A 19,716-nucleotide genomic window follows, 5' to 3' on the forward strand; every position below is an offset into this window, starting at 1 on the left:
TGGAGCACAAGATGAGTATCACCAAGCAAACGTCGAAGGCGCGCAGACGCCTGCTGGCCGTAGGCGTGGCACTGGCAACTGGTTTTGCCGCCATGACCGGCGCCCAAGCGCAGGGCACCTATCCGACCAAGCCGATCACCATGATCGTGCCGTTCTCGGCAGGTGGCACCACCGATATCCTGGCCCGCATCGTCGGCCTGCAACTGGGCAAGGCGCTCGGCCAGCCCGTCGTGATCGACAACCGTCCGGGCGCGGGCGGCAACATCGGCGCATCGCTGGCCGCGAAGGCGCCGGGCGATGGCTACACGCTGTTCATGGGCACCATCGGCACGCATTCGATCAACCAGTCGCTGTACTCGAAGCTGCCGTACGACCCGGTCAAGGACTTCGCGCCGATCACGCGCGTGGCCATGGTGCCGAACATCGTCGTGGTGAACCCGAAGGTGCCGGTCAACAACATCAAGGAACTGATCGCCTACGTGAAGGCCAACCCGGACAAGCTGTCGTATGGCTCGTCGGGCAGCGGCTCGTCGATGCACCTGTCGGGCGAACTGTTCAACTCGATGACGGGCCTGCATATCCAGCACATCCCGTACAAGGGTAGCGCTCCGGCCGTGAACGACCTGCTGGGCAACCAGATCGGCCTGATGTTCGACAACATGCCGTCGTCGTACCCGCACGTGAAGGCCGGCAAGCTGCGCGCCATCGCCGTGACCTCGGCCAAGCGCTCGCCGGCACTGCCGAACGTGCCGACCGTGGCCGAGTCGGGCGTGCCCGGCTATGAAGCCACGTCGTGGTTCGCGCTGTACGCCACGGGTGGCACGCCGCAGGCCGTCGTCGATCGCCTGAACGCCGAAGTGGTGAAGATCCTTGCCATGCCGGAAGTGAAGAAGCAGATGGCCGAGCAGGGTGCCGAACCGCATCCGGAAAAGCCGGCTGAACTGGCTGCCTTCATGAAGTCCGAGGCCGCCAAGTGGGCCAAGGTGGTGAAGGCTTCTGGCGCGACCGTGGACTGATCTCCCGGATCGACCCAGGTCGCCGAAGACCGGCCAGCAGGCATCACGCCTGCTGGCCGGTTTTTTTTGGTGGGAATCCTCTTCAGAAAAGAAAAGCCCGCGACGTTCGTCGCGGGCTGAATCCCAGGTCCTTGGCGGACAGGAGGAGACAATCGACAGACTTGCGGTGACTGCAATCTCACCGCAGCAAAGGCATCAGGTCAGGCTGTACTTGACGACCTGTTCTTCCACACCCACGAAGCGCACCAGCTGCCGCAGGCCGCTGGCGTATTCCTTGATGTGGTGGCCCTCCGGGGTATCGGGGAGCCGGTAATAGAACGGCGCCGTTCCGGCGCGCGCGCGGGCGACAGGCTTCGTCGCCTCGGCTGCGGCTGTGCCGGCGGTCGCATCCGGTCTTGCGTTCATGGACAACTCCCGGGTAGCGCATGGCGCGGAACGTTGGGCCGGTAGAAGGGCACGCGCATGCGGGGTGGCAATGTCTGGAATGTATTGCAGATTATCGGGAAATGCCATTTCGATTTTTTTACATCAGTATCGTAATAATTGACTAAATTGTCATGAATGCGAGTATTTGTGCCGTCACTTGCACATGACGGGTTTCGCCGCGCATCTCAGTGGATATCGGCATGACGTGACGTGACTTGCGCGTTACCATAGCGCCACCTGACCATTTCACTGAACTTGGTCAGCATCATCCATGCCAGCGATCGCGTCGCACCTATCGGCCGAATGTCCACCCAACACGCTCTCCTGATATCCCTGATCGAAAAGCCATCCTCGGGCTACGATCTCGCGCGCCGGTTCGACAAGTCGATCGGTTATTTCTGGCACGCCACTCACCAGCAGATCTATCGGGAGCTGGGGCGGATGGCCGAATTGGGCTGGATTGCCTCGGACGAGCCGGAAGTCACCGTCGACGGCGACGGGGCGGAGAAGAAAGGCCGCAAGAAGGTCTACCGGGTGTTGCCCGCCGGGCACGACGAACTGGTGCGATGGGTGCTTGCGCCCGGTCAGGGGCTGGACCAGCGCGAGGAGATTTTGGTCAAGCTGCGTGCTGATGCCGCGATCGGGCCGCTCGGCCTGGACAAGGAAATGGGGCGACTGATTGCACTGCACGAGGCGCGGCTGGAAACATACCGGGGGATCGAGCGCAAGGATTTCTCCGGCACGCTCGACCGCCGGCAGCAGATCCAGTACGCATTGCTCCAGCGCGGCATCCAGTTTCAGGAAAACTGGCTTGCATGGGGCAGGTCGCTGCTGCCGCTGCTCACTGGCACGGCCAGTGGCAGCAAGGACTGACGACGGGCGCCGTCAGTCTTCAGGCTTCAAACTTCAGGCCAGATCCACGGCACGTGCCGCGCCGGCCGGCGCGGCCAAGCCCAGACGGCGGCGTGCGAGCGCGTACTCTTCCACGAAGCGGCGCACCAGCTCGGCGGCCGGCACCACGCGCTTGATGGCGCCGACACCTTGGCCAGCGCCCCAGATGTCCTTCCAGGCTTTGGCGCTGCCCGATCCGAAATTCATCTTCGACGCATCTGAAGTCGGCAGCGCTGCCGGGTCCAGACCCGCGCGGACGATGCTCTCGCGCAGGTAGTTGCCGTGCACGCCCGTGAACAGGTTCGAGTAGACGATATCGTCGGCGGAGCTGTCGACGATCATCTGCTTGTACGCATCCTGAGCATTGGCTTCGAGCGTGGCGATGAAAGCCGAGCCGATATAGCCCAGATCGGCGCCGGCAGCCTGAGCGGCCAGCACGGCATCGCCGCTGGCAATCGCGCCCGACAGCAGCAGCGGACCGTCGAACCATTCGCGGATCTCATGCAGCAGCGCGAACGGCGACAGCGTGCCGGCGTGGCCGCCCGCGCCAGCCGCCACGGCGATCAGCCCGTCGGCGCCCTTCTCGATGGCCTTGCGTGCGAACGTGTTGTTGATCACGTCGTGCAGCACGATGCCACCATAGGAGTGCACGGCCTCGTTGACTTCGACACGCGCGCCCAGCGAGGTGATGACGATGGGCACCTTGTAGCGCACGCACATTTCCAGGTCGTGCTCGAGCCGGTCATTGGACTTGTGCACGATCTGGTTGACCGCGAACGGCGCGGCCGGGCGGTCGGGGTGCTTGGCGTTGTGCTCGCCGAGTTCGGTGGTGATCCGGTCCAGCCATTCCTCCAGCTTTTCCGCCGGCCGCGCATTCAACGCGGGGAACGATCCGACCACGCCGGCCTTGCACTGGGCGATCACGAGATCGGGATTGGAAATGATGAACAGCGGCGAGCAGACAGCCGGTAGCGACAGGTTCTGCAGCAGGGCGGGAAGGGCCATGACGGATCTCTCGTTCAGCGGTTGAGGTGAATTTATGCAACTGGTTGCATAGTGGGTGCCAAGGTATCACGCGATGACTCCCCTGTGCAACTGCCGGAGGGCTACGATCGCGGGATCCAGTGGCCCTTTGTCTACAATGAGAACGTTGCTTTGCATACTCAGAGCGGGAGAGCGTTGGTCATGACCCAGGCAAGTGCCGATTTCGTTACGGCGGACGGCGAAACGCCGGCAACCTCCGGCGATCTGTTCGATGCCGACCTCAACGCCTGGCGAAAGCACCCGGACCGCGCCTTCGACGGCTGGCTTGCGCGACACGGTTTTCGCCACGGCACCGCCGTGGTCTATCGGGCGATGTGGGGCAAGCTGCTGCGCTGGTCATGTGAGCAAGGACTGACACCGCTGACGTGGTCGGCCGCACAGATTGGCGCGTTCCTGGACGCCCAGAATCTGCACAAGCGTCACCGCTACCGTTACGCGCGGCTGATCGAACGCGTTTTCCATCATCTGTCCCAGTTGCAGCAGAACCTGCACAACCCGGCCAGTCAGGCCGTCAAGTCGCACCTCGCCGAAGGCGAGAACGACCCGACCGCCTTTCTGTTACCTGGCGAGCGCGACCTGCTGGTGGCCCGCATTCTGGCCCCGGCGCCCGAGCCGGCTGCCGGGGCCGCCCGCCCGGACAGCCAGGCCATCTCGCCAAAGCAATGGAAACGCGCCCGTGATGTCGCGCTTCTCGCAGTCCTGCTGGGTGGCGGACTCAAGGTGGCGGAGGCGCGGGCGCTGCGCGTGGAGGCGATCGAGGGCTTGGGTGGCGGCGCGATGGCGATCCGCATGGTCCGGACGGACAACGGGCGGGCGTACACCGTTCCCTTGTTCGGGTTTGTCCACGCGCCGCTGCGCCACTGGCTGGACGTTCGGGCGGCAGCGGAGACGTTAGGCGATCTCGTGTTCCCGGCCATGACCAACGGCCGTGCCATGCACGCGGCATCGGTGTATCGCCGTGTCGAGATCCTGCTGGAAGAGGCTGGCGTGCTGGCGGGCCGCAGCGAACGGGCGTCGCCCCAGACACTGCGGAATACCTGTGGTGCCATGCACTTCGATGCGGGAACGCCGCCGGCGGCGGTGGCCCAGTTGCTGGGGATGCGCGATATGGAGTCTGGCTGGCGGCTGCGGGCAGCCTATGAGGCGTGGCAGGCTCGCACCGGGCTTCCGGTCATGGGCAGGCCCCTTTCGCGCCCGAACGGTGGAAGCGGCGCATGATACATATCGCAGCCGTAATGACGCACGGTTATGATGGCAGCCCACTCGGTGAGCGAGCGACGTGAATCCAATCCAGATCCTTGAAGATTTCCATGGCTGAGACCCTATTGCTGACCGGCGCGACCGGATATATCGCCTCCCACACATGGGTGGCGTTGCATGAAGCAGGCTACAACGTGATCGGGCTCGATAATCTCTGCAATAGCAGCGCCGAGGTCGTGAACCGGCTGGCGAAGATTACCGGCGCAACACCGCATTTTGTGGAAGGCGACGTGCGCGACCGCGCACTGCTGGACCGCCTGTTCGCCGAGCACAAGATCAACGGCGCCATCCATTTTGCCGCCCTGAAAGCGGTGGGGGAGTCGGTCAGCAAACCGCTTGAGTATTACGGAAACAACCTTGAGGGTTTGATCACATTGTGCTCGGCGATGCAGTCGGCGGGTGTCAGGCAATTGGTGTTCAGTTCCTCGGCCACGGTGTACGGCAATCCCCATGCGATGCCGATTCTCGAGAATTTCCCGCTATCGGCCACCAATCCGTACGGCCAGACCAAACTGATGGGGGAGCAGATCCTGCGTGATCTGGAAATTTCCGATCCGGAATGGAAAATCGCCTTCCTGCGTTATTTCAATCCGGTAGGCGCACATGAGAGCGGAACGATTGGCGAGGATCCGGGCGGCATTCCGAACAATCTGATGCCCTATGTGGCGCAGGTGGCCGCCGGGCGGCGCGAAAAGCTGAGTGTGTATGGCGGTGACTACCCGACGCCCGATGGCACCGGGGTGCGGGACTATATCCACGTCTGCGATCTGGCCGATGGCCATGTGGCAGCGCTGGCGTACCTAGGCAAGAACCCGCGCGGCATGACCGTGAATCTTGGCACGGGCCGTGGATACAGTGTTCTGGAAGTTGTGAAAGCCTACGAACGGGCCAGTGGGCGGCCGATACCCTACGAAATCGTCGCGCGCCGGCCCGGCGATATCGCGGAATGCTATGCCGATCCGGGTCTTGCCCGTACGCTGCTTGGCTGGAGCGCCCGCCACGACCTCGACCGCATGTGCGAGGACTCCTGGCGCTGGCAGTCGTTGAACCCGGTGGGGTTCGCGGCTTAGCGGCGCTATCAAGATGATTCTGGCGTCGTTGCGCGGCCTTGCCGTACGACTTGTACTGTCTGCGGCCGCGCGTCTAGCCAGAACCGCTTCGCTTCATCTTGATATCACCTCTTAGCGGCGACTGCCCTGATGGACACGCGGCAAAAAAGAAACCGGGCATAGCGCCCGGTTTCTTTTTATCTGCCGATCGGCTGGATTGCTCAGCGGATCAGGAAATCTTCCATCGACTTGCCATTGGCCAGCGCCTGAGTCAGCCAGCCCGGGCGCTTGCCGCGGCCCGTCCAGGTATTGCCGGCGCTGTCACGGTAACGAACCGGCACCTTGCGGCTGACGGCCTTCTTGCCGGCCACCGCCTTGCCACCAAATCCGAGGTCTTCGGCGGTCAGGCCATATTGGTCGATTTTCTCGCGAATATCGGCGATCACCGAGGCTTGCTCGCGTGCCTTGATCTCTTCGGCCTGCTTCTGCAGTTCGCTGATTTTCTGAACGATTTCCTGATAGGTCGCCATTTGTATCCTCGGGTTTTAGTGTTGGTCCGTGAATTGACGAAGGGAATTATAACGGCGTATTTCGCCGCTGCAAATCCCCTGACTTTGATTTCGGAGAAATCTGCAAAAAGTCCCAAATTAGAATAATCCCTGAACTTTCGGGTTGGCATGTGGTCCGCGCGATGATCTCCGGCGGCGCCAGCCCAAGCCACATGCCACACTAAAACCCGTGAATCTACGGTGCTCAGGGCAGTGCTCCATTCAATAGTGGCGATATTGCCGGGTGATCGCGCATGGACAGGGAATTCAGCGGGCACTGAATCAGGCGCGCCGCGAGTTTTTACATTTATCAAATGAAAGCTATTTGAAAGTAAGTGCCGAAGGTGCCACGAGATAATTCTGATTGATCTCACGTGGCGTAACCGGCATTTTGTCAACGTTGGGGGCCGACGCCTCAAGGAAGCTCACGGGATGGCCGTTATCGAAGCCTGAGCGGGGCGACGCGCGGTATCGCTCCGCCGGGACCGGAGCAGGGGTGTCTTCGGGTTATCCCCCCAATGATCAGCACATCATGTCTTTCCACCAGAATATCCAGATCAAGACCCTTCTACGGGGCGCAATGGCCTTGCTTACGGCGAACCTCCTGCTGGTCGGCGGCGCCGGTCTGCTAGGTATTTCCCAATCCAACGGCGCCCTCAAGGAGACGTACTCCAACCAGTTGGCGTCGTCACAGGCGCTGTCCGAGGCGATGCTCGGCACCACCCGCCTGCGCCTGGCGCTCGATCGCGGTGTGATGCGGGGGAGCGAGAACGATGACCTGAAGAAACACGTCGACCGCGCCAATGTCTTCATCGAGTCATCCGACAAGGGTTGGAAGACCTATATGTCGCTGCCTCAGAACGACGATGAGAAGGCGCTGGCCGGCGAACTGGCGGCCAAGCGGCAGGCGTTCTTCGAGACCGGCGTCAAGCCGCTTGAGCAGGCCATGGTGGCCGGCAACCATGACGAGGCGCTGCGTCTGGCGCGCGATGTGCTGCCAGACCTGCAGCGCGGCATGTCCGCCGCGCACGAGAAGCTCGAGAAATTCCAGTTCGATACCGGCAAGGCCAACTTCGAAGGCGCGCAGTCGCGCTATGAGACGACTCGCGCGATGTCGCTGGCGCTGATCGCGCTCGGCATCCTGGTTGCGGTATTCGCTACCGTGATGCTTCACCGCGCCATCGTCCGCCCGGTACAGGAAGCGCTCGACGTGTTCGAGCGCATGACGCGCGGCGACCTGACATCGCGTATCTCCAGCATGTCGAAGAACGAGATCGGTCGCATGATGCAGGCGCTGGCCACCATGCAGGAGAGCATCGCGGGCATCGTCGCCGAAGTTCGCGGCGGCACCGATTCGATGGCGTCGGCTACGCAGCAGATCTCCGCTGGCAACACGGATCTGTCGCAGCGTACCGAGGAACAGGCCGCATCGCTCGAGCAGACCGCGGCCAGCATGGAAGAACTGACCACCGTCGTGCGACAGAACGCCGACAATGCGCGCCAGGCAGGCGCCCTGGCCGGCGAGGCTTCGGAAATCGCCATGAAGGGTGGCGACGTGGTCGGCCGTGTGGTGGACACCATGAACGAGATCAACGGCGCCTCGCGCAAGGTGGTCGACATCATTGGCGTGATCGAGGGCATCGCATTCCAGACCAATATCCTGGCGCTGAATGCGGCGGTGGAAGCCGCGCGCGCTGGCGAGCAGGGACGCGGCTTCGCGGTCGTGGCCGGAGAGGTGCGCAGCCTCGCGCAGCGCAGCGCCAATGCCGCGAAGGAGATCGAGTCGTTGATCAACGAATCCGGCCAGCGCGTGGAAAGCGGCACCCGGCTTGTTGCCGAAGCGGGCCAGACCATGGGCGAGATCGTACATGCCGTGCGCCGCGTGACGGACATCATGAACGAAATCAGCGCCGCGTCGCAGGAGCAGACCACCGGCATCGAGCAGGTCAACCAGGCCGTGGCGCAGATGGACCAGGTCACGCAGCAGAACGCGGCCCTGGTGGAAGAAGCGGCGGCAGCGGCTGGCGCGCTGGAAGAACAGGCACAGAAGCTCAAGGGCGTGGTGTCGGTGTTCACGCTGGCTGCCGATGGCGGCAACGCGCGCGCCAATGCCGGTGCCCAACGTGCCATGCATTCGCTCGCGACGTCGCCGGTAACCGCACCGGTAACCGCACCGGCAATGGCACGCAGCGCCGAACGCGCGTCGCCGCCCGCGATGCTCCCGGCCAACCGCCGGCCGCCCGTGGCGCGCACGCCAGCCGAAAGCCGGCCACTGCGCCCGTCGGCGAACCAGCCGGCCGCGGCAGCCACGGCTGACGACGACTGGGCAACCTTCTGATTAACGCCGTCAACCAGCAAGGACACATCGACGCTAGATTTACGAGGCATTTGCGAAGTGCCATGATGCGGGGCGCGCGCCCGGCGCGCATCATGGCGCTTTCGGTGCCACAGTATTTCCCATTCCTGTCGCCCCCATGATCGCCACGAGTTCCAGCCTCCTGCTGCTCGCAGCCTTGCTCGGCATTGCCGCGGCAGTGGGCGTGCGCGCCGCCAAAACCGAAGGCGGGCCAGGGCGCAAGGCCATGTGGTCGATGACGTGGCCGGCCGCGCTGATGTCGCACGGGATGCTCGGCATGCCTCTTTGGGTGACATTGGCATCCGGCACGCTGACCGCCGCCAACGATGGCGCGCGGATGGCGGCCACGTTTGCGGCATCGCTGGTGGCCAGCCTGGCTACGTCGCATCTGATCGGGCCGCCGGTTCACTGGCTGCAACAGGGCGCGCGTGGCTGGCGCGTGGCGGTTGCCGCCGCGATGCTGGCTGGCGCCGGCCTGGTCGCCGTGGCCGGCGCGCGGCTGGGGCGTGCCTGTGGCGGCACCGTCATGACGGCGCGGGCCTGTATCGACACGGCCGACTTCTCGGAAGCCAGCTTCCTGGCATGCGGGATCGCATTGCTGTGCGTGGCGATGTTCGCCATGCATCGCGCCCAGGCGCGCGGATGGCTCCCGGGGCAGGCCGAGCTGGCAATGCACGACGACGTCGCCGATGACCATGCCACGATGCCTATGCTTCGGGCCGGTGACGGACGCGTTTCGCGCCGCGGGCCGGGCCGCATTCCCGGCCTGACGATCCGGCCTTCCGGCAGTGGCCTGTCACCGGTCGGCGAATACAGCGTCAGCACCGACCTGCCAGACCGAACCGCCTTCGCCCGCTGGCTCGATCAAAGCATCGCCCATGCGCGTCTGGCAGAGACAGGGTGCGCGGTGCTGCTGATCCATATTGCCGACTATCGCGAGGTCGACGAGGTTTTCGAGGTTCGTGCCGATGACATCCTGGCGCAGGACGCGGGCGCGCTCGCTCAGGCCGCGCTGGAGCCGCACGACTTCCTGGCACGGCTGGCGCGCGACGAGTTCGCCGTTGGCGTGCCCAATCTGGTGCATCACAGCCGCGCGCATGACCTTGGCTCTCGCGTGCTCGGGTCCCTGGCCGAATTCGTGGCGGCACGCGGCCTGCAGATGCAGATCGGCGTGAACATCGGGATCGCGATTTATCCGCGCGATGCGGCCACATCCGAAGGGTTGATGCAGGCAGCGCGCGTGAGTCTGTCGGAAGCGCGCGAAAGCGGTTCGAACCAGGTGCGCGTGTTCAACTCGGCAGCGGGGGAGCGCGCGCGCCGCACGCGCGTGATCCGGCGCGACCTCTGGCCCGCCATTCAGGACGACGGCCTGTCGCTGATGTTCCAGCCGAAGTTCGACGTGAAAACGCGCCAGGTGGTGGGCGCCGAAGCGCTCTGCCGCTGGCGGCATCCCACGCTGGGCGCGGTCAGTCCGGCCGAGTTCATCATGGTGGCCGAGCAGTCGGGCCAGATCGACAAGCTCGACGACTGGGTGATCTCGCGGGTCTGCGGGCAGGTGCGGAGCTGGCAGGACGCTGGGCTGCCGGTGGTGCCGGTGGCGATCAACGTTTCCGGGACGCGTTTCGCGAGCCGCAATTTTCCGCGCTATCTGCTTGAACATATCCACCAGCACGACATCCCGCCTTCCGCGATCACGCTGGAGATCACCGAGACCGCCGCGATGAAGGACATCGCCAAGTCGCTGGAAACGCTGGCGGAGCTGCAATCGCTCGGCATCCAGGTGGCGCTCGACGATTTCGGTAGCGGTTACTCGAGCCTCGGTTATCTGAAACGGCTGCGCGTGGGCACCCTCAAGATCGATCGCACGCTGATCGGCGGGCTCGATGCCGATCCGCAGGGTCGCGCCATCGTCGGCTCGATGGTGGCGCTGGCGCACGAGTTGCGGATGAAAGTGGTGGCGGAGGGCGTCGAATCGGCCTCGCAGCTGGAGATCCTGCACGGCATGGGCTGCGACGAAGTGCAGGGCTACCTGCTGGCCGTTCCGCTCGACTCGCCCGGGTTTGCCGACGTATTGCACGCGGCACGGCCATTGGCAGTCTAGCGGTCACGCTTCGCGAATCGGCGCTAAAGACCGGCCGCATCGCGCCGATATGCCAATGAAAGGGCGTGCCGCGCGTATCGCGTTCGCCCAAAGCCGGCACGTCCGCCGCCGGCGGTCTTGACGTGTCATTGGCGGACTCACCCGAACCCGGAGTCCCCGATGTCTCTCCTGAGCATTCTTGTCGTCGATGATTCACCATCCCTGCGCCGGATGACCAGCGCCTGTCTGCGTGCCGGCGGCTACGGGGTGACCGAGGCGTCGGATGGCAAGGAGGCGTATGAGGTCGCGCGGGAGGGCAACTTCGACATGCTGGTGACCGACCAGGTCATGCCGGTCATGGATGGCTTGTCCCTGATCCGCGCGTTGCGCGCCATGCCGGACTACGCCACGGTGCCAATGCTGATGCTGTCGACAGAGTATGACGATGCCATCCTCGAACGCGCCCGTGAGGCCGGCGCATCGGGGTTCCTGGCCAAGCCGTTCGACCCCGAGGAACTCATGGCGTCGGTCGACGCGCTGCTGGGCCCTCCCAACGTAGGGTGAATTTCACGCAAAGTCGCCCTTCATTCACCCCGCTGCCTGCCGTAATTACTAGAGGGCGATACTCGATGCCCGGTTTCAGGGGCCGCCATGCGCGGTACCGGCAAGGGCACGCCAGCCCGGCAACGATCAACCATGCCAGCGGGGGCAACCATGAACATCAGCACCAACAGGACGGACGGCTCGGGAGAGGAATTCCTGGCGTTCCGGCTCGGTCGCGAAGAGTACGGTATCGACATCCTGAAGGTTCAGGAGATTCGCGGATACGAAACGGTGACGCAGATCGCCAATGCTCCCGCGTATCTGAAGGGCGTGATCAACCTGCGCGGCACGATCGTCCCGATCATCGACCTGCGCATCAAGTTCAACCAGGCCCAGATCAGCTACGACCAGTACACCGTCGTGATCATCGTCGACATCCATGAGCGGACCACCGGCATCGTGGTCGATGGCGTGTCCGACGTGCTGACGCTAGCCCCGGCCCAGATCAAGCAGGCACCGACCCTGTCGGGCGGCGTCGAAACCGACTATATCCGTGGCATCGGCTCGCTCGAGGGCCGCATGCTGATCCTGGCGGACATCGAAAAGCTGATGAACGTCGACGATCTCGCGGCCATCGAAGCCGCGGCTGGCGCCGCCTGAGCGGCGCTAGCGGCCCGAGCGCTCCGCGACGGGTCGTATTTCGCCCCACGCGCGTCCTGCCGGGCGTGGCGTGGGCCGACCGCACACCGCGGTCAACGCCCCCAAAGCAGTCAGAGCCATGCGCAACAACCAGCCAGTCACCCAGCGGGAGCATCCGCTACCCCCGGACGTCTACCTGATCTCGCGAACCGACCTCAAGGGTCGTATCACGTTCGCCAACCGGGCGTTCGTCGAGGTGAGCGGATTCACGTCCGACGAGTTGCTTGGCGCTGCCCACAATCTCGTGCGACATCCCGACATGCCGCCCGAGGCCTTTGCCGATCTCTGGGATTCGCTGCAGGCGGGCAAGTCATGGGTGGGCATCGTGAAGAATCGCTGCAAGAACGGCGATCACTACTGGGTGCAGGCCACGGTCACGCCGACACGCATCGGCGACCGCATCGTCGGCTATACGTCGGTGCGATCGATGGCCAGTCGCGAACAGATCGGCGCGGCCGACGCCGCATATCGGCGTTTCCGTGAGAACCGGGCCGGCGGCCTGGCGATCCGCGATGGCGCCGTGGTGCGTACCGGCCCGGCAGGCCTGATCGGCCGCATGACGCGGATTACCCTGAAGCGACGCATCCTCTGGGCCCAGCTTGCGGGGCTGGTGTGGTTCCTGGCGGCCATCGCCGGCGTGCACTGGCTGGCAGAGGAGCAAGCCGCGCAACTCTGGCCGTGGCTGTGGGGCGCATTCGGATTCGCGGTGCTCTCCTCGTTCATGGCGGGTTCGATGCTGGTGTCGCGTGTCGAGCGTCCGGTGCGCGAGATGCTGGATTTCGCACTGCGCATGGGCGCGGGCGATCTGACGAGCAACTTCGAACACCGGTCAGCTGACGAAGTCGGCGAACTGTCGCGTGCCATGCGCACGATGCAGCGCAGCCTGCAGTCGGTGGTCAACGATATCCAGGGCGGCATGGCCAGCATTTCGGCCGCCACGCATCAGGTGGCCGCCGGTAACAACGATCTGTCGCAGCGTACCGAGCAGCAGGCCGCGTCGCTCGAGGAAACGGCTTCGAGCATGGAGCAGCTGACCAGCACGGTCCGGCAGAACGCCGACAACGCGCATCAGGCCACGCGGCTGGCGGCCGATGCCTCCGAGACGGCCGTGCGCGGTGGCGAGGCGGTGGGGCGCGTGGTCCAGACGATGGACGAGATCAACGCGGCCTCGCGCAAGATCGTCGACATCATCGGCGTGATCGAGGGCATCGCATTCCAGACCAACATCCTGGCGCTGAACGCGGCGGTGGAAGCCGCGCGCGCGGCCGAGCAGGGCCGCGGCTTCGCGGTGGTGGCCGGCGAGGTGCGCAGCCTGGCGCAGCGCAGCGCCAATGCGGCCAAGGAGATCAAGGGTCTGATCGGCAATACCGTGGCGCGCGTGGAAAGCGGCGCGGAGCAGGTGGGTCAGGCCGGCGCCACGATGGACGAGATCGTGCAGGCGGTGAAGCGCGTGACCGACATCATGGGTGAGATCAGTTCGGCATCAGCGGAACAGAGCGCAGGCATCGAGCAGGTGAATGAGGCGGTGACGCAGATGGACGATGTGACGCAGCAGAACGCTGCGCTGGTGGAGCAGGCCGCTGCCGCGGCGGGCTCGCTCGAAGAACAGGCCGAGCGCCTGCGGGAGTCGATCTCCACGTTCCGCGTGAGTATGCAGGCCGAGGTCCGGCCGCCGCGCAAGCGACGGGTGGCGACGATGAGTGAAACGGGGAAAGAAGCCGGCCTGGTCAACGCCTGAGCTTCGGGTCTATTCAAATGGAAGGAGGGGGTAGTTCTATGCAGTGGTTCAATCAACTACGCGTGACAACCAGGCTGATTGCTGGCTTCCTGGTTGTATCCGTCATCGGCGCCATCATTGGCTTGCTAGGCGTCGTCAACATGGGGCGCATGACGGAATGGACCGGCAAGATCTACAACAGTGACCTGCAGGCGCTCAAGGCGGTCCAGGACGGCAACATCAACCTGGTCTATGCCAGCCGCGCGCAGATCGCGCTGCTGTCCGCGTCGACGATGGGCGAGCGTGCCACCGAGCGGGAGCAGATCGAGAAGTCGCTTAGCGCGTTGGAGACCCGCGTCAAGTCGACCAAGGATTCCTTCACGCAACCGGAAGGCCAGGCGTTGTACAAGCAGTACGAGACGCTGCTGCCGCCGTTCCGCGAGCGGATGCAGAAGTACGTCGAACTGGTCGGCAAGCAGCCACTGGACACCTCGCAGTTCGAAAGCACCGTGTTTACCGAGAGCGCCGAGCTTCTCAAGGACAGCCGCGCGCTTGAAGACCTCCTGCTCAAGATGGTGAAGCGCCGCGACGAGCGCGCCAAGGCCAACATGGATGAATCGACCAGCGTCTATAACCACTCGCGCGTGCTGATGCTGGCGCTGGTGCTGGGCGGCCTGGCGGTGTCGGTGCTGCTGGGTGGATTCCTGGCACGCCAGCTTTCGCGCCAGCTCGGTGGCGAGCCGGGCTATGCCGCGGCTATCGCGGCGCGTATCGCGGAGGGCGACTTCTCGGACGCCGTGAACCTGCGTGCCGGCGACCGGACCAGCCTGCTACATGCCATGGACCAAATGCAGCAGCAACTCTCGCAGATGGTGCGTGACTTCAAGGTGTCTGCCGAATCGATCGGCTCGGCATCGAGCGAGATCGCAGCCGGCAACAACGACCTTTCGCAACGCACGGAACAGCAGGCAGCCTCGCTGGAGGAAACGGCCTCGAGCATGGAGCAGCTGACCAGCACCGTGCGCCAGAACGCCGATAACGCGCGCCAGGCCAGCGGGCTGGCCGCCAATGCGTCGGAGACGGCTGTCCGCGGCGGCGAGGTGGTGGGCCGCGTGGTGCAGACGATGGGCGAGATTAACGACGCGTCGCGCAAGATCGTCGACATCATCGGCGTGATCGAGGGCATTGCGTTCCAGACCAACATCCTGGCGCTGAACGCCGCCGTGGAAGCCGCGCGGGCGGGCGAGCAGGGCCGAGGCTTTGCCGTGGTGGCCGGCGAAGTGCGCAGCCTGGCGCAACGCAGCGCCAACGCCGCGAAGGAAATCAAGACGCTGATCGACAACTCCGTGGCGCAGGTGGATACGGGCGCCGCGCTGGTGTCGCAGGCCGGCACGACGATGGATGAGATCGTGCAGGCCGTGAAGCGTGTGACCGACATCATGGGCGAGATCAGCGCGGCCTCTGCCGAGCAGAGTTCGGGCATCGAGCAGGTCAACCAGGCCGTGTCGCAGATGGACGAAGTCACCCAGCAGAACGCGGCGCTGGTCGAGCAGGCCGCCGCTGCCGCAGGTTCGCTGCAGGATCAGGCCAGCCGCCTGATGGCGTCGGTGTCGGGCTTCCGTCTGTCCCACGGCGATGACGCCGTGCCGGCACTGGCTGCCCCGGCGCCAGCCGCGCGTCCGGTCGCACGGCCGTCGGGCGCGAAACGCCTGCCTGCCCCGGCGCGCCCGGTCAGGAAGACGGCTGCCAAGGCCGCGGGCACTGCGCTTGCCGCCACATCGGTTGCCGCCGCTGGTGTTGAGGAATCGGCCGAAGCTGCCGATAGCCAGTTGAAGCGCCCGGCAATTTCCGCGAGCACGGCGACCAGCGCCTCCGACAACGGCGACTGGAGCGCTTTCTGACCAGACTTCCGGTAGCCGCTCTGCGGCGCCGCAAGGAAGGATGACGCACGTCCCGGCGCCAGGTATCGAGCCAGCCCGCGCCGGGGCGCTTTTTCGTCCAACGACACCATGAACACCGACATCAGCCTGTCCCTGTCGGCCGAAGCATCCGCGCGGCTGCGCGCGGACTTCGATGCCTTCGTAAAGGTCTCCACGGGCCTCGATGCCCAGTTCATCCCACCTGCATTCGATGACTTCCTGCGTGCGCGACTGATGCAGCAGGATGGTCCGCTGACCGAGCGCGCCGTAATGCGCCTGCTGGCCAGTGGCGAGTATGGATGGGCCAAGAAGGTCTTCGACAAGCAGCTACCCAATGCGCTGGCCGCGTTGATGCGCGATGCGCAACGCTTCGGCTTTGGCCTGGCCGTGCAGCCCGATTGGACGCCGCAGCAGCGCGTCGAGCACGCGCGCCAGTGGGCCACGCAGATTCTCTCCGAGGCAGGTGCTGACGCCGCCTTCACCGAGGCGCTGGCCGCGCAGATATCGGCCAGCGCCGTCGATATTCGCACATTGGAAGAACGCATGAAGACGCCTGCGTGGCGGGTTGCCGATGGTCTTCGGCAGCGCGCGTACGACGTCATGTACGGATTGCAGACGGAGCAGAGCGAAGCGCTGGGGCGCAGCAAGGTTGGAGAGTTGCGCGTCTTGCTGGGCCTGGCGCTGGAGTACGGCTCCATCGGCGCCGAAGAGGCTGCTCGCGTGCTGGAACAGGTGGAGCGCGCGTGTCCGCATTTGTTCAGGGAGGCGCCCGACGATGTATTTGCCCGCTTGGCAGCATGGTTGCGGCGCGTCTTTAGTCAAGGCGCGCTTGTTCGTCAATAGTGGAATTCGGCAGTCGATCAGTCAGTCAGTGACGTGTGCTGCGCAAAATTAGAGTGTCTCTTCGGTTGGCTGGCCGTAACAACATTGATGTAAATCAGAAGACAGTTCTAAAGCCTGTTACAAAATTCGCGGCCTTTGTCTGATCTGTACGACATTTGTCTCCCCCCAACTCAAGTAGGGATTGGCATACGAGGCGGAAAGCCGATATAAACGTAACAGTTTCACTTACACTCTGTAACATCTGTAACGTTTCAGAGAGACGGTGTTACCAGGCGCAGTTACTTTCGTAGTACGTCGTACCCATCGCACACGCACCTTAACGATCTGGTCGCCGGCAAGCAGCATCTGCCGGTAAGCGCCGGACAAGCGGTCGAGGGTTTTTTTGGTAGCGGGGAAAAATTGGAAAGCAGTGAAGTTCTCCAGGAGATCCGGGAGGTCAATCTCGCCTATCTTCTGCTCGCGCAACGACTGGTGCGCGAAAACCAGGTGGAAGCCATGTTCAGGCTTGGCGTCAGCAAGGAAATTGCTGAGATCCTCGCCAAACTGACCTCGGCGCAACTCGTCAAGCTGGCAGCATCGAACATGGTGCTGTGCCGTTTCCGCTTCGACGATCACGCGCTGCTTTCCACACTCACACACACGGCCAAGAGCCATGATATGCAGCAGATCCACGCTGCTATCCTGCTGGCCCGGCAACCTGTGGAGTCGCTCAATTGACCGCACTCCTCCAGGCCTCGCCAGCCCGCAGCTTCACGGCCACCCCCCTCCCCAACCGCAAGAGCGTCCTGCAGGACGCGAACCAGACGCAGCTCGCCATCGAGCTGATCGGCCTGGGCGCGCGACTGCAGGTGCTTGAAGCCGAGACCACGCTCTCGCGCGACCGGTTGATCCGCCTGTACAAGGAGCTCCGTGGCGCATCGCCGCCCAAGGGCATGCTCCCGTTCTCCACGGACTGGTTCACCACCTGGCTGCCGAACATCCATTCGTCGCTGTTCTTCTCCGCGTACCAGTTCATGGTGCAGGAAGGCGAGACGTCTGGCATTCGCGCAGTCGTGGCGGCCTATCGCCTGTATCTCGAGCATGTTTCTCTGCTCGGCGGCGAAATCGTCTTAAGTTTCACCCGTGCCTGGACGTTAGTACGGTTTTTCGAGAGCAACATGCTGCAGCTTTCCTCGTGCACCTGTTGCGGTGGACAGTTCGTCACGCACGCTTATGAGCCGCACACGAACTTCGTGTGCAGCCTGTGCCGTCCGCCGTCACGCGCCGGAAAGGTGAAGAAGCTCTCGAAGGACGCCGCAGCCGCGCAGACCGAAGCCTGATCCATCTGGCCCAACGTCCGCGCAGGAGGTGGGCCCTGGGTTGGTGAGCGGTGACCCCTCTCGCCCGCGCGGGATGCCCCCGATGCGTGCCTGACGCGTGTTTTTCAGACGGGGATCCGATCGTGCTTGTAGTTCTTGGCTATGTCGTCGTAGTCGTGGCGGTGCTGGGCGGTTACGCCCTCACCGGCGGCCACATGGGCGCGCTTTATCAACCGGCGGAGCTCATCATCATCGGCGGTGCCGCGGTTGGCGCATTCATCAGCTCCAACAGCGGCAAGGCCATCAAGGCCACGATGAAGGCCATGCCCTCGCTGCTGAAGGGCTCCAAGTACAAGAAGGAACTGTACCTGGACGTGATGGCGCTACTGTACGTGCTGCTGTCCAAGGCACGCCGCGAGGGCATCCTGTTCCTCGAAAAGGAAATCGCCGATCCGGCATCGAGCAGTGTCTTCAGTCAGTACCCGCGCATCCTGGCCGACGCCAAGATGATGGAATTCCTGACTGACTATCTGCGCATGATGGTCAACGGCAACATGAACGCGTTCGAGATCGAGGCGCTCATGGATCACGAAATCGAAACCGTCCGCCATGAAGCCGAGATTCCGGCCCATGCGCTCTCGCGCGTCGGCGACGGCCTGCCCGCCTTCGGCATCGTGGCGGCGGTGATGGGCGTGGTGCACGCGCTGGCTTCCGCGGACCTGCCTCCGGCCGAACTCGGCGCCCTGATCGCCAACGCGATGGTGGGTACGTTCCTTGGCATTCTGCTGGCCTACGGCTTCGTGTCGCCGCTGGCATCGCGTGTCGAACACCAGGTGTCCGAGAGCATCAAGATGTACGAATGCATCAAGGTCACGCTGCTGGCGTCGCTCAATGGTTACGCACCGCTGGTGGCGGTGGAGTTCGGCCGCAAGGTGCTGTACTCCACGGTACGTCCGTCGTTCCTCGAGCTCGACGACCATGTCCGCGAAGTCAAGAGCCTGACCTGACGGGAGAGCAGTCATGAGCAGCGCCCAGGACCTGCGTCCGATCGTCATCAAGAAGGCGAAATCGCATGCCAAGCCGCATGGCAACCACAGCTGGAAGATCGCCTACGCCGACTTCATGACGGCCATGATGGCGCTCTTCCTGGTGCTGTGGCTGCTGAGTTCCTCATCGCCAAAGGTTCTCGTCGGCGTGGCCGAGTATTTCCGCACGCCGCTCAAGGTGGCGATTGCCGGCGGCGACAAGAGCAGCCTTTCGACGAGCGTGATTCCCGGCGGCGGCAAGGACGTGATGGCCAAGGATGGCGAGATCATGAAGGCGCAGACCAACGATCCGGCCGCGGATGCCCAGCGCCGCCGCGACCAGATCGAGAGCGAGCGGCTGCGCGGTCTGAAGAAGCGTCTGGAACAGATTATCGAGAACAACCCGGTACTGCGCCAGTTCCGCCCGCAACTGCTGCTCGACATCACCAGCGAAGGTCTGCGCATCCAGATTCTCGATACGCAGAACCGTCCGATGTTCCGCACCGGCAGCGCGGCGGTCGAGCCGTACATGCGCACGATCCTGCGCGAGATCGGCCCGGTGCTCAACGAGCTGCCGAACAAGGTCAGTCTTTCCGGTCATACCGACTCGGCCAAATACATGATGGGCCAGCGTGCCTACAGCAACTGGGAACTGTCTGCTGACCGCGCCAACGCGTCGCGGCAGGAACTGGTTGCAGGCGGCATGGAGGAAGGCAAGTTGCTACGCGTGCTGGGTCTGGCGGACACGATGCCGCTGGAGAAGAACGATCCGCTGGCACCGGTGAACCGCCGTATCAGCATCGTTGTGCTCAACCAGCGCGCCCAGGCCCAGTTCGAGGCCGAGAACGCCAGCGCCGCCGATGTCACGGTGCAGACTCAGAAGGGCCAGGCGGCACAGGACGTGCAGGCGCAGTTGGGGAGCGCTTCGGCGCCCGCGGCCAAGCCTGGCGGCGCGGGAGAAAGCAAAGGCAAGGGCAAGGGGGAATGACGCGTGCCGCCTGA

18 protein-coding genes are annotated in these 19,716 nt (G+C 64.0%); 15 read left to right on the forward strand and 3 right to left on the reverse strand.

The window, feature by feature from the left end; all coding sequences use genetic code 11:
• Nucleotides 1-11 precede the first annotated feature (11 nt).
• Nucleotides 12-1,016, forward strand: coding sequence for a Bug family tripartite tricarboxylate transporter substrate binding protein (locus B2246_RS22570; protein ID WP_008645351.1), 1,005 nt, complete (start codon nt 12-14; stop codon nt 1,014-1,016).
• 195 nt (nt 1,017-1,211) lie between these two features.
• Here the strand turns inward: B2246_RS22570 and B2246_RS22575 are convergent, their stop codons facing one another.
• Nucleotides 1,212-1,421 carry a hypothetical protein gene (locus tag B2246_RS22575; protein WP_008645352.1) on the reverse strand — a complete coding sequence of 70 codons (210 nt, stop codon included), beginning with the start codon at nt 1,419-1,421 and terminating at the stop codon, nt 1,212-1,214.
• Nucleotides 1,422-1,745: 324 nt separating this feature from the next.
• Between B2246_RS22575 and B2246_RS22580 the strand changes: the two genes are divergently transcribed.
• A complete protein-coding gene (locus B2246_RS22580) occupies nt 1,746-2,315 on the forward strand; it encodes a PadR family transcriptional regulator (protein WP_035880765.1) in 570 nt (189 codons plus the stop codon).
• A gap of 33 nt (nt 2,316-2,348) precedes the next feature.
• Here the strand turns inward: B2246_RS22580 and B2246_RS22585 are convergent, their stop codons facing one another.
• On the reverse strand, nt 2,349-3,338 hold the full coding sequence (locus tag B2246_RS22585; RefSeq protein ID WP_008645355.1) for an NAD(P)H-dependent flavin oxidoreductase: 990 nt from the start codon (nt 3,336-3,338) through the stop codon (nt 2,349-2,351).
• A gap of 180 nt (nt 3,339-3,518) precedes the next feature.
• Between B2246_RS22585 and B2246_RS22590 the strand changes: the two genes are divergently transcribed.
• Complete coding sequence (locus B2246_RS22590) at nt 3,519-4,595, forward strand: tyrosine-type recombinase/integrase (protein ID WP_035880699.1); 1,077 nt, start codon at nt 3,519-3,521, stop codon at nt 4,593-4,595.
• A gap of 92 nt (nt 4,596-4,687) precedes the next feature.
• Entirely contained in the window at nt 4,688-5,707 is a 1,020-nt protein-coding gene (galE, locus tag B2246_RS22595) for a UDP-glucose 4-epimerase GalE (RefSeq protein WP_186426724.1), read from the forward strand.
• Between the two features lie 200 nt (nt 5,708-5,907).
• On the opposite strand, the gene B2246_RS22600 is transcribed toward galE, so the two are convergent.
• Complete coding sequence (locus B2246_RS22600) at nt 5,908-6,216, reverse strand: H-NS family nucleoid-associated regulatory protein (RefSeq protein WP_008645358.1); 309 nt, start codon at nt 6,214-6,216, stop codon at nt 5,908-5,910.
• A gap of 550 nt (nt 6,217-6,766) precedes the next feature.
• On the opposite strand from B2246_RS22600, the gene B2246_RS22605 reads away from it, so the two are divergent.
• The 11 genes from B2246_RS22605 (at nt 6,767) to motB (ending at nt 19,702) form a co-directional block, all read left to right on the forward strand.
• Complete coding sequence (locus tag B2246_RS22605) at nt 6,767-8,572, forward strand: methyl-accepting chemotaxis protein (RefSeq protein WP_035880703.1); 1,806 nt, start codon at nt 6,767-6,769, stop codon at nt 8,570-8,572.
• Nucleotides 8,573-8,708: 136 nt separating this feature from the next.
• Complete coding sequence (locus B2246_RS22610; protein WP_035880704.1) at nt 8,709-10,691, forward strand: EAL domain-containing protein; 1,983 nt, start codon at nt 8,709-8,711, stop codon at nt 10,689-10,691.
• Between the two features lie 159 nt (nt 10,692-10,850).
• The gene (locus B2246_RS22615) at nt 10,851-11,234 is read left to right on the forward strand and encodes a response regulator (RefSeq protein ID WP_008645726.1); all 384 of its coding nucleotides are present in this window, start codon (nt 10,851-10,853) and stop codon (nt 11,232-11,234) included.
• A gap of 150 nt (nt 11,235-11,384) precedes the next feature.
• On the forward strand, nt 11,385-11,873 hold the full coding sequence (locus B2246_RS22620; protein ID WP_008645727.1) for a chemotaxis protein CheW: 489 nt from the start codon (nt 11,385-11,387) through the stop codon (nt 11,871-11,873).
• 118 nt (nt 11,874-11,991) lie between these two features.
• The gene (locus tag B2246_RS22625) at nt 11,992-13,650 is read left to right on the forward strand and encodes a methyl-accepting chemotaxis protein (RefSeq protein ID WP_286881237.1); all 1,659 of its coding nucleotides are present in this window, start codon (nt 11,992-11,994) and stop codon (nt 13,648-13,650) included.
• A 38-nt stretch (nt 13,651-13,688) separates the two neighbouring features.
• Nucleotides 13,689-15,530 carry a methyl-accepting chemotaxis protein gene (locus B2246_RS22630; protein ID WP_186426725.1) on the forward strand — a complete coding sequence of 614 codons (1,842 nt, stop codon included), beginning with the start codon at nt 13,689-13,691 and terminating at the stop codon, nt 15,528-15,530.
• 108 nt (nt 15,531-15,638) lie between these two features.
• Nucleotides 15,639-16,391, forward strand: coding sequence for a DUF4088 domain-containing protein (locus tag B2246_RS22635; RefSeq protein ID WP_011518207.1), 753 nt, complete (start codon nt 15,639-15,641; stop codon nt 16,389-16,391).
• Nucleotides 16,392-16,790: 399 nt separating this feature from the next.
• On the forward strand, nt 16,791-17,108 hold the full coding sequence (gene flhD, locus B2246_RS22640) for a flagellar transcriptional regulator FlhD (protein WP_008647543.1): 318 nt from the start codon (nt 16,791-16,793) through the stop codon (nt 17,106-17,108).
• Nucleotides 17,105-17,710, forward strand: a complete 606-nt coding sequence (gene flhC, locus B2246_RS22645; RefSeq protein ID WP_008647544.1) for a flagellar transcriptional regulator FlhC — start codon at nt 17,105-17,107, stop codon at nt 17,708-17,710. Before flhD ends, flhC begins: the two co-directional genes overlap by 4 nt.
• Before the next feature lie 122 nt (nt 17,711-17,832).
• Entirely contained in the window at nt 17,833-18,696 is an 864-nt protein-coding gene (motA, locus tag B2246_RS22650) for a flagellar motor stator protein MotA (RefSeq protein WP_008647547.1), read from the forward strand.
• Between the two features lie 13 nt (nt 18,697-18,709).
• Nucleotides 18,710-19,702 carry a flagellar motor protein MotB gene (gene motB / locus B2246_RS22655; RefSeq protein ID WP_186426726.1) on the forward strand — a complete coding sequence of 331 codons (993 nt, stop codon included), beginning with the start codon at nt 18,710-18,712 and terminating at the stop codon, nt 19,700-19,702.
• Nucleotides 19,703-19,716 lie beyond the last annotated feature (14 nt).

The organism is Cupriavidus sp. UBA2010 (assembly GCF_002335265.1).
Classification (GTDB): Bacteria; Pseudomonadota; Gammaproteobacteria; order Burkholderiales; family Burkholderiaceae; genus Cupriavidus; species Cupriavidus metallidurans.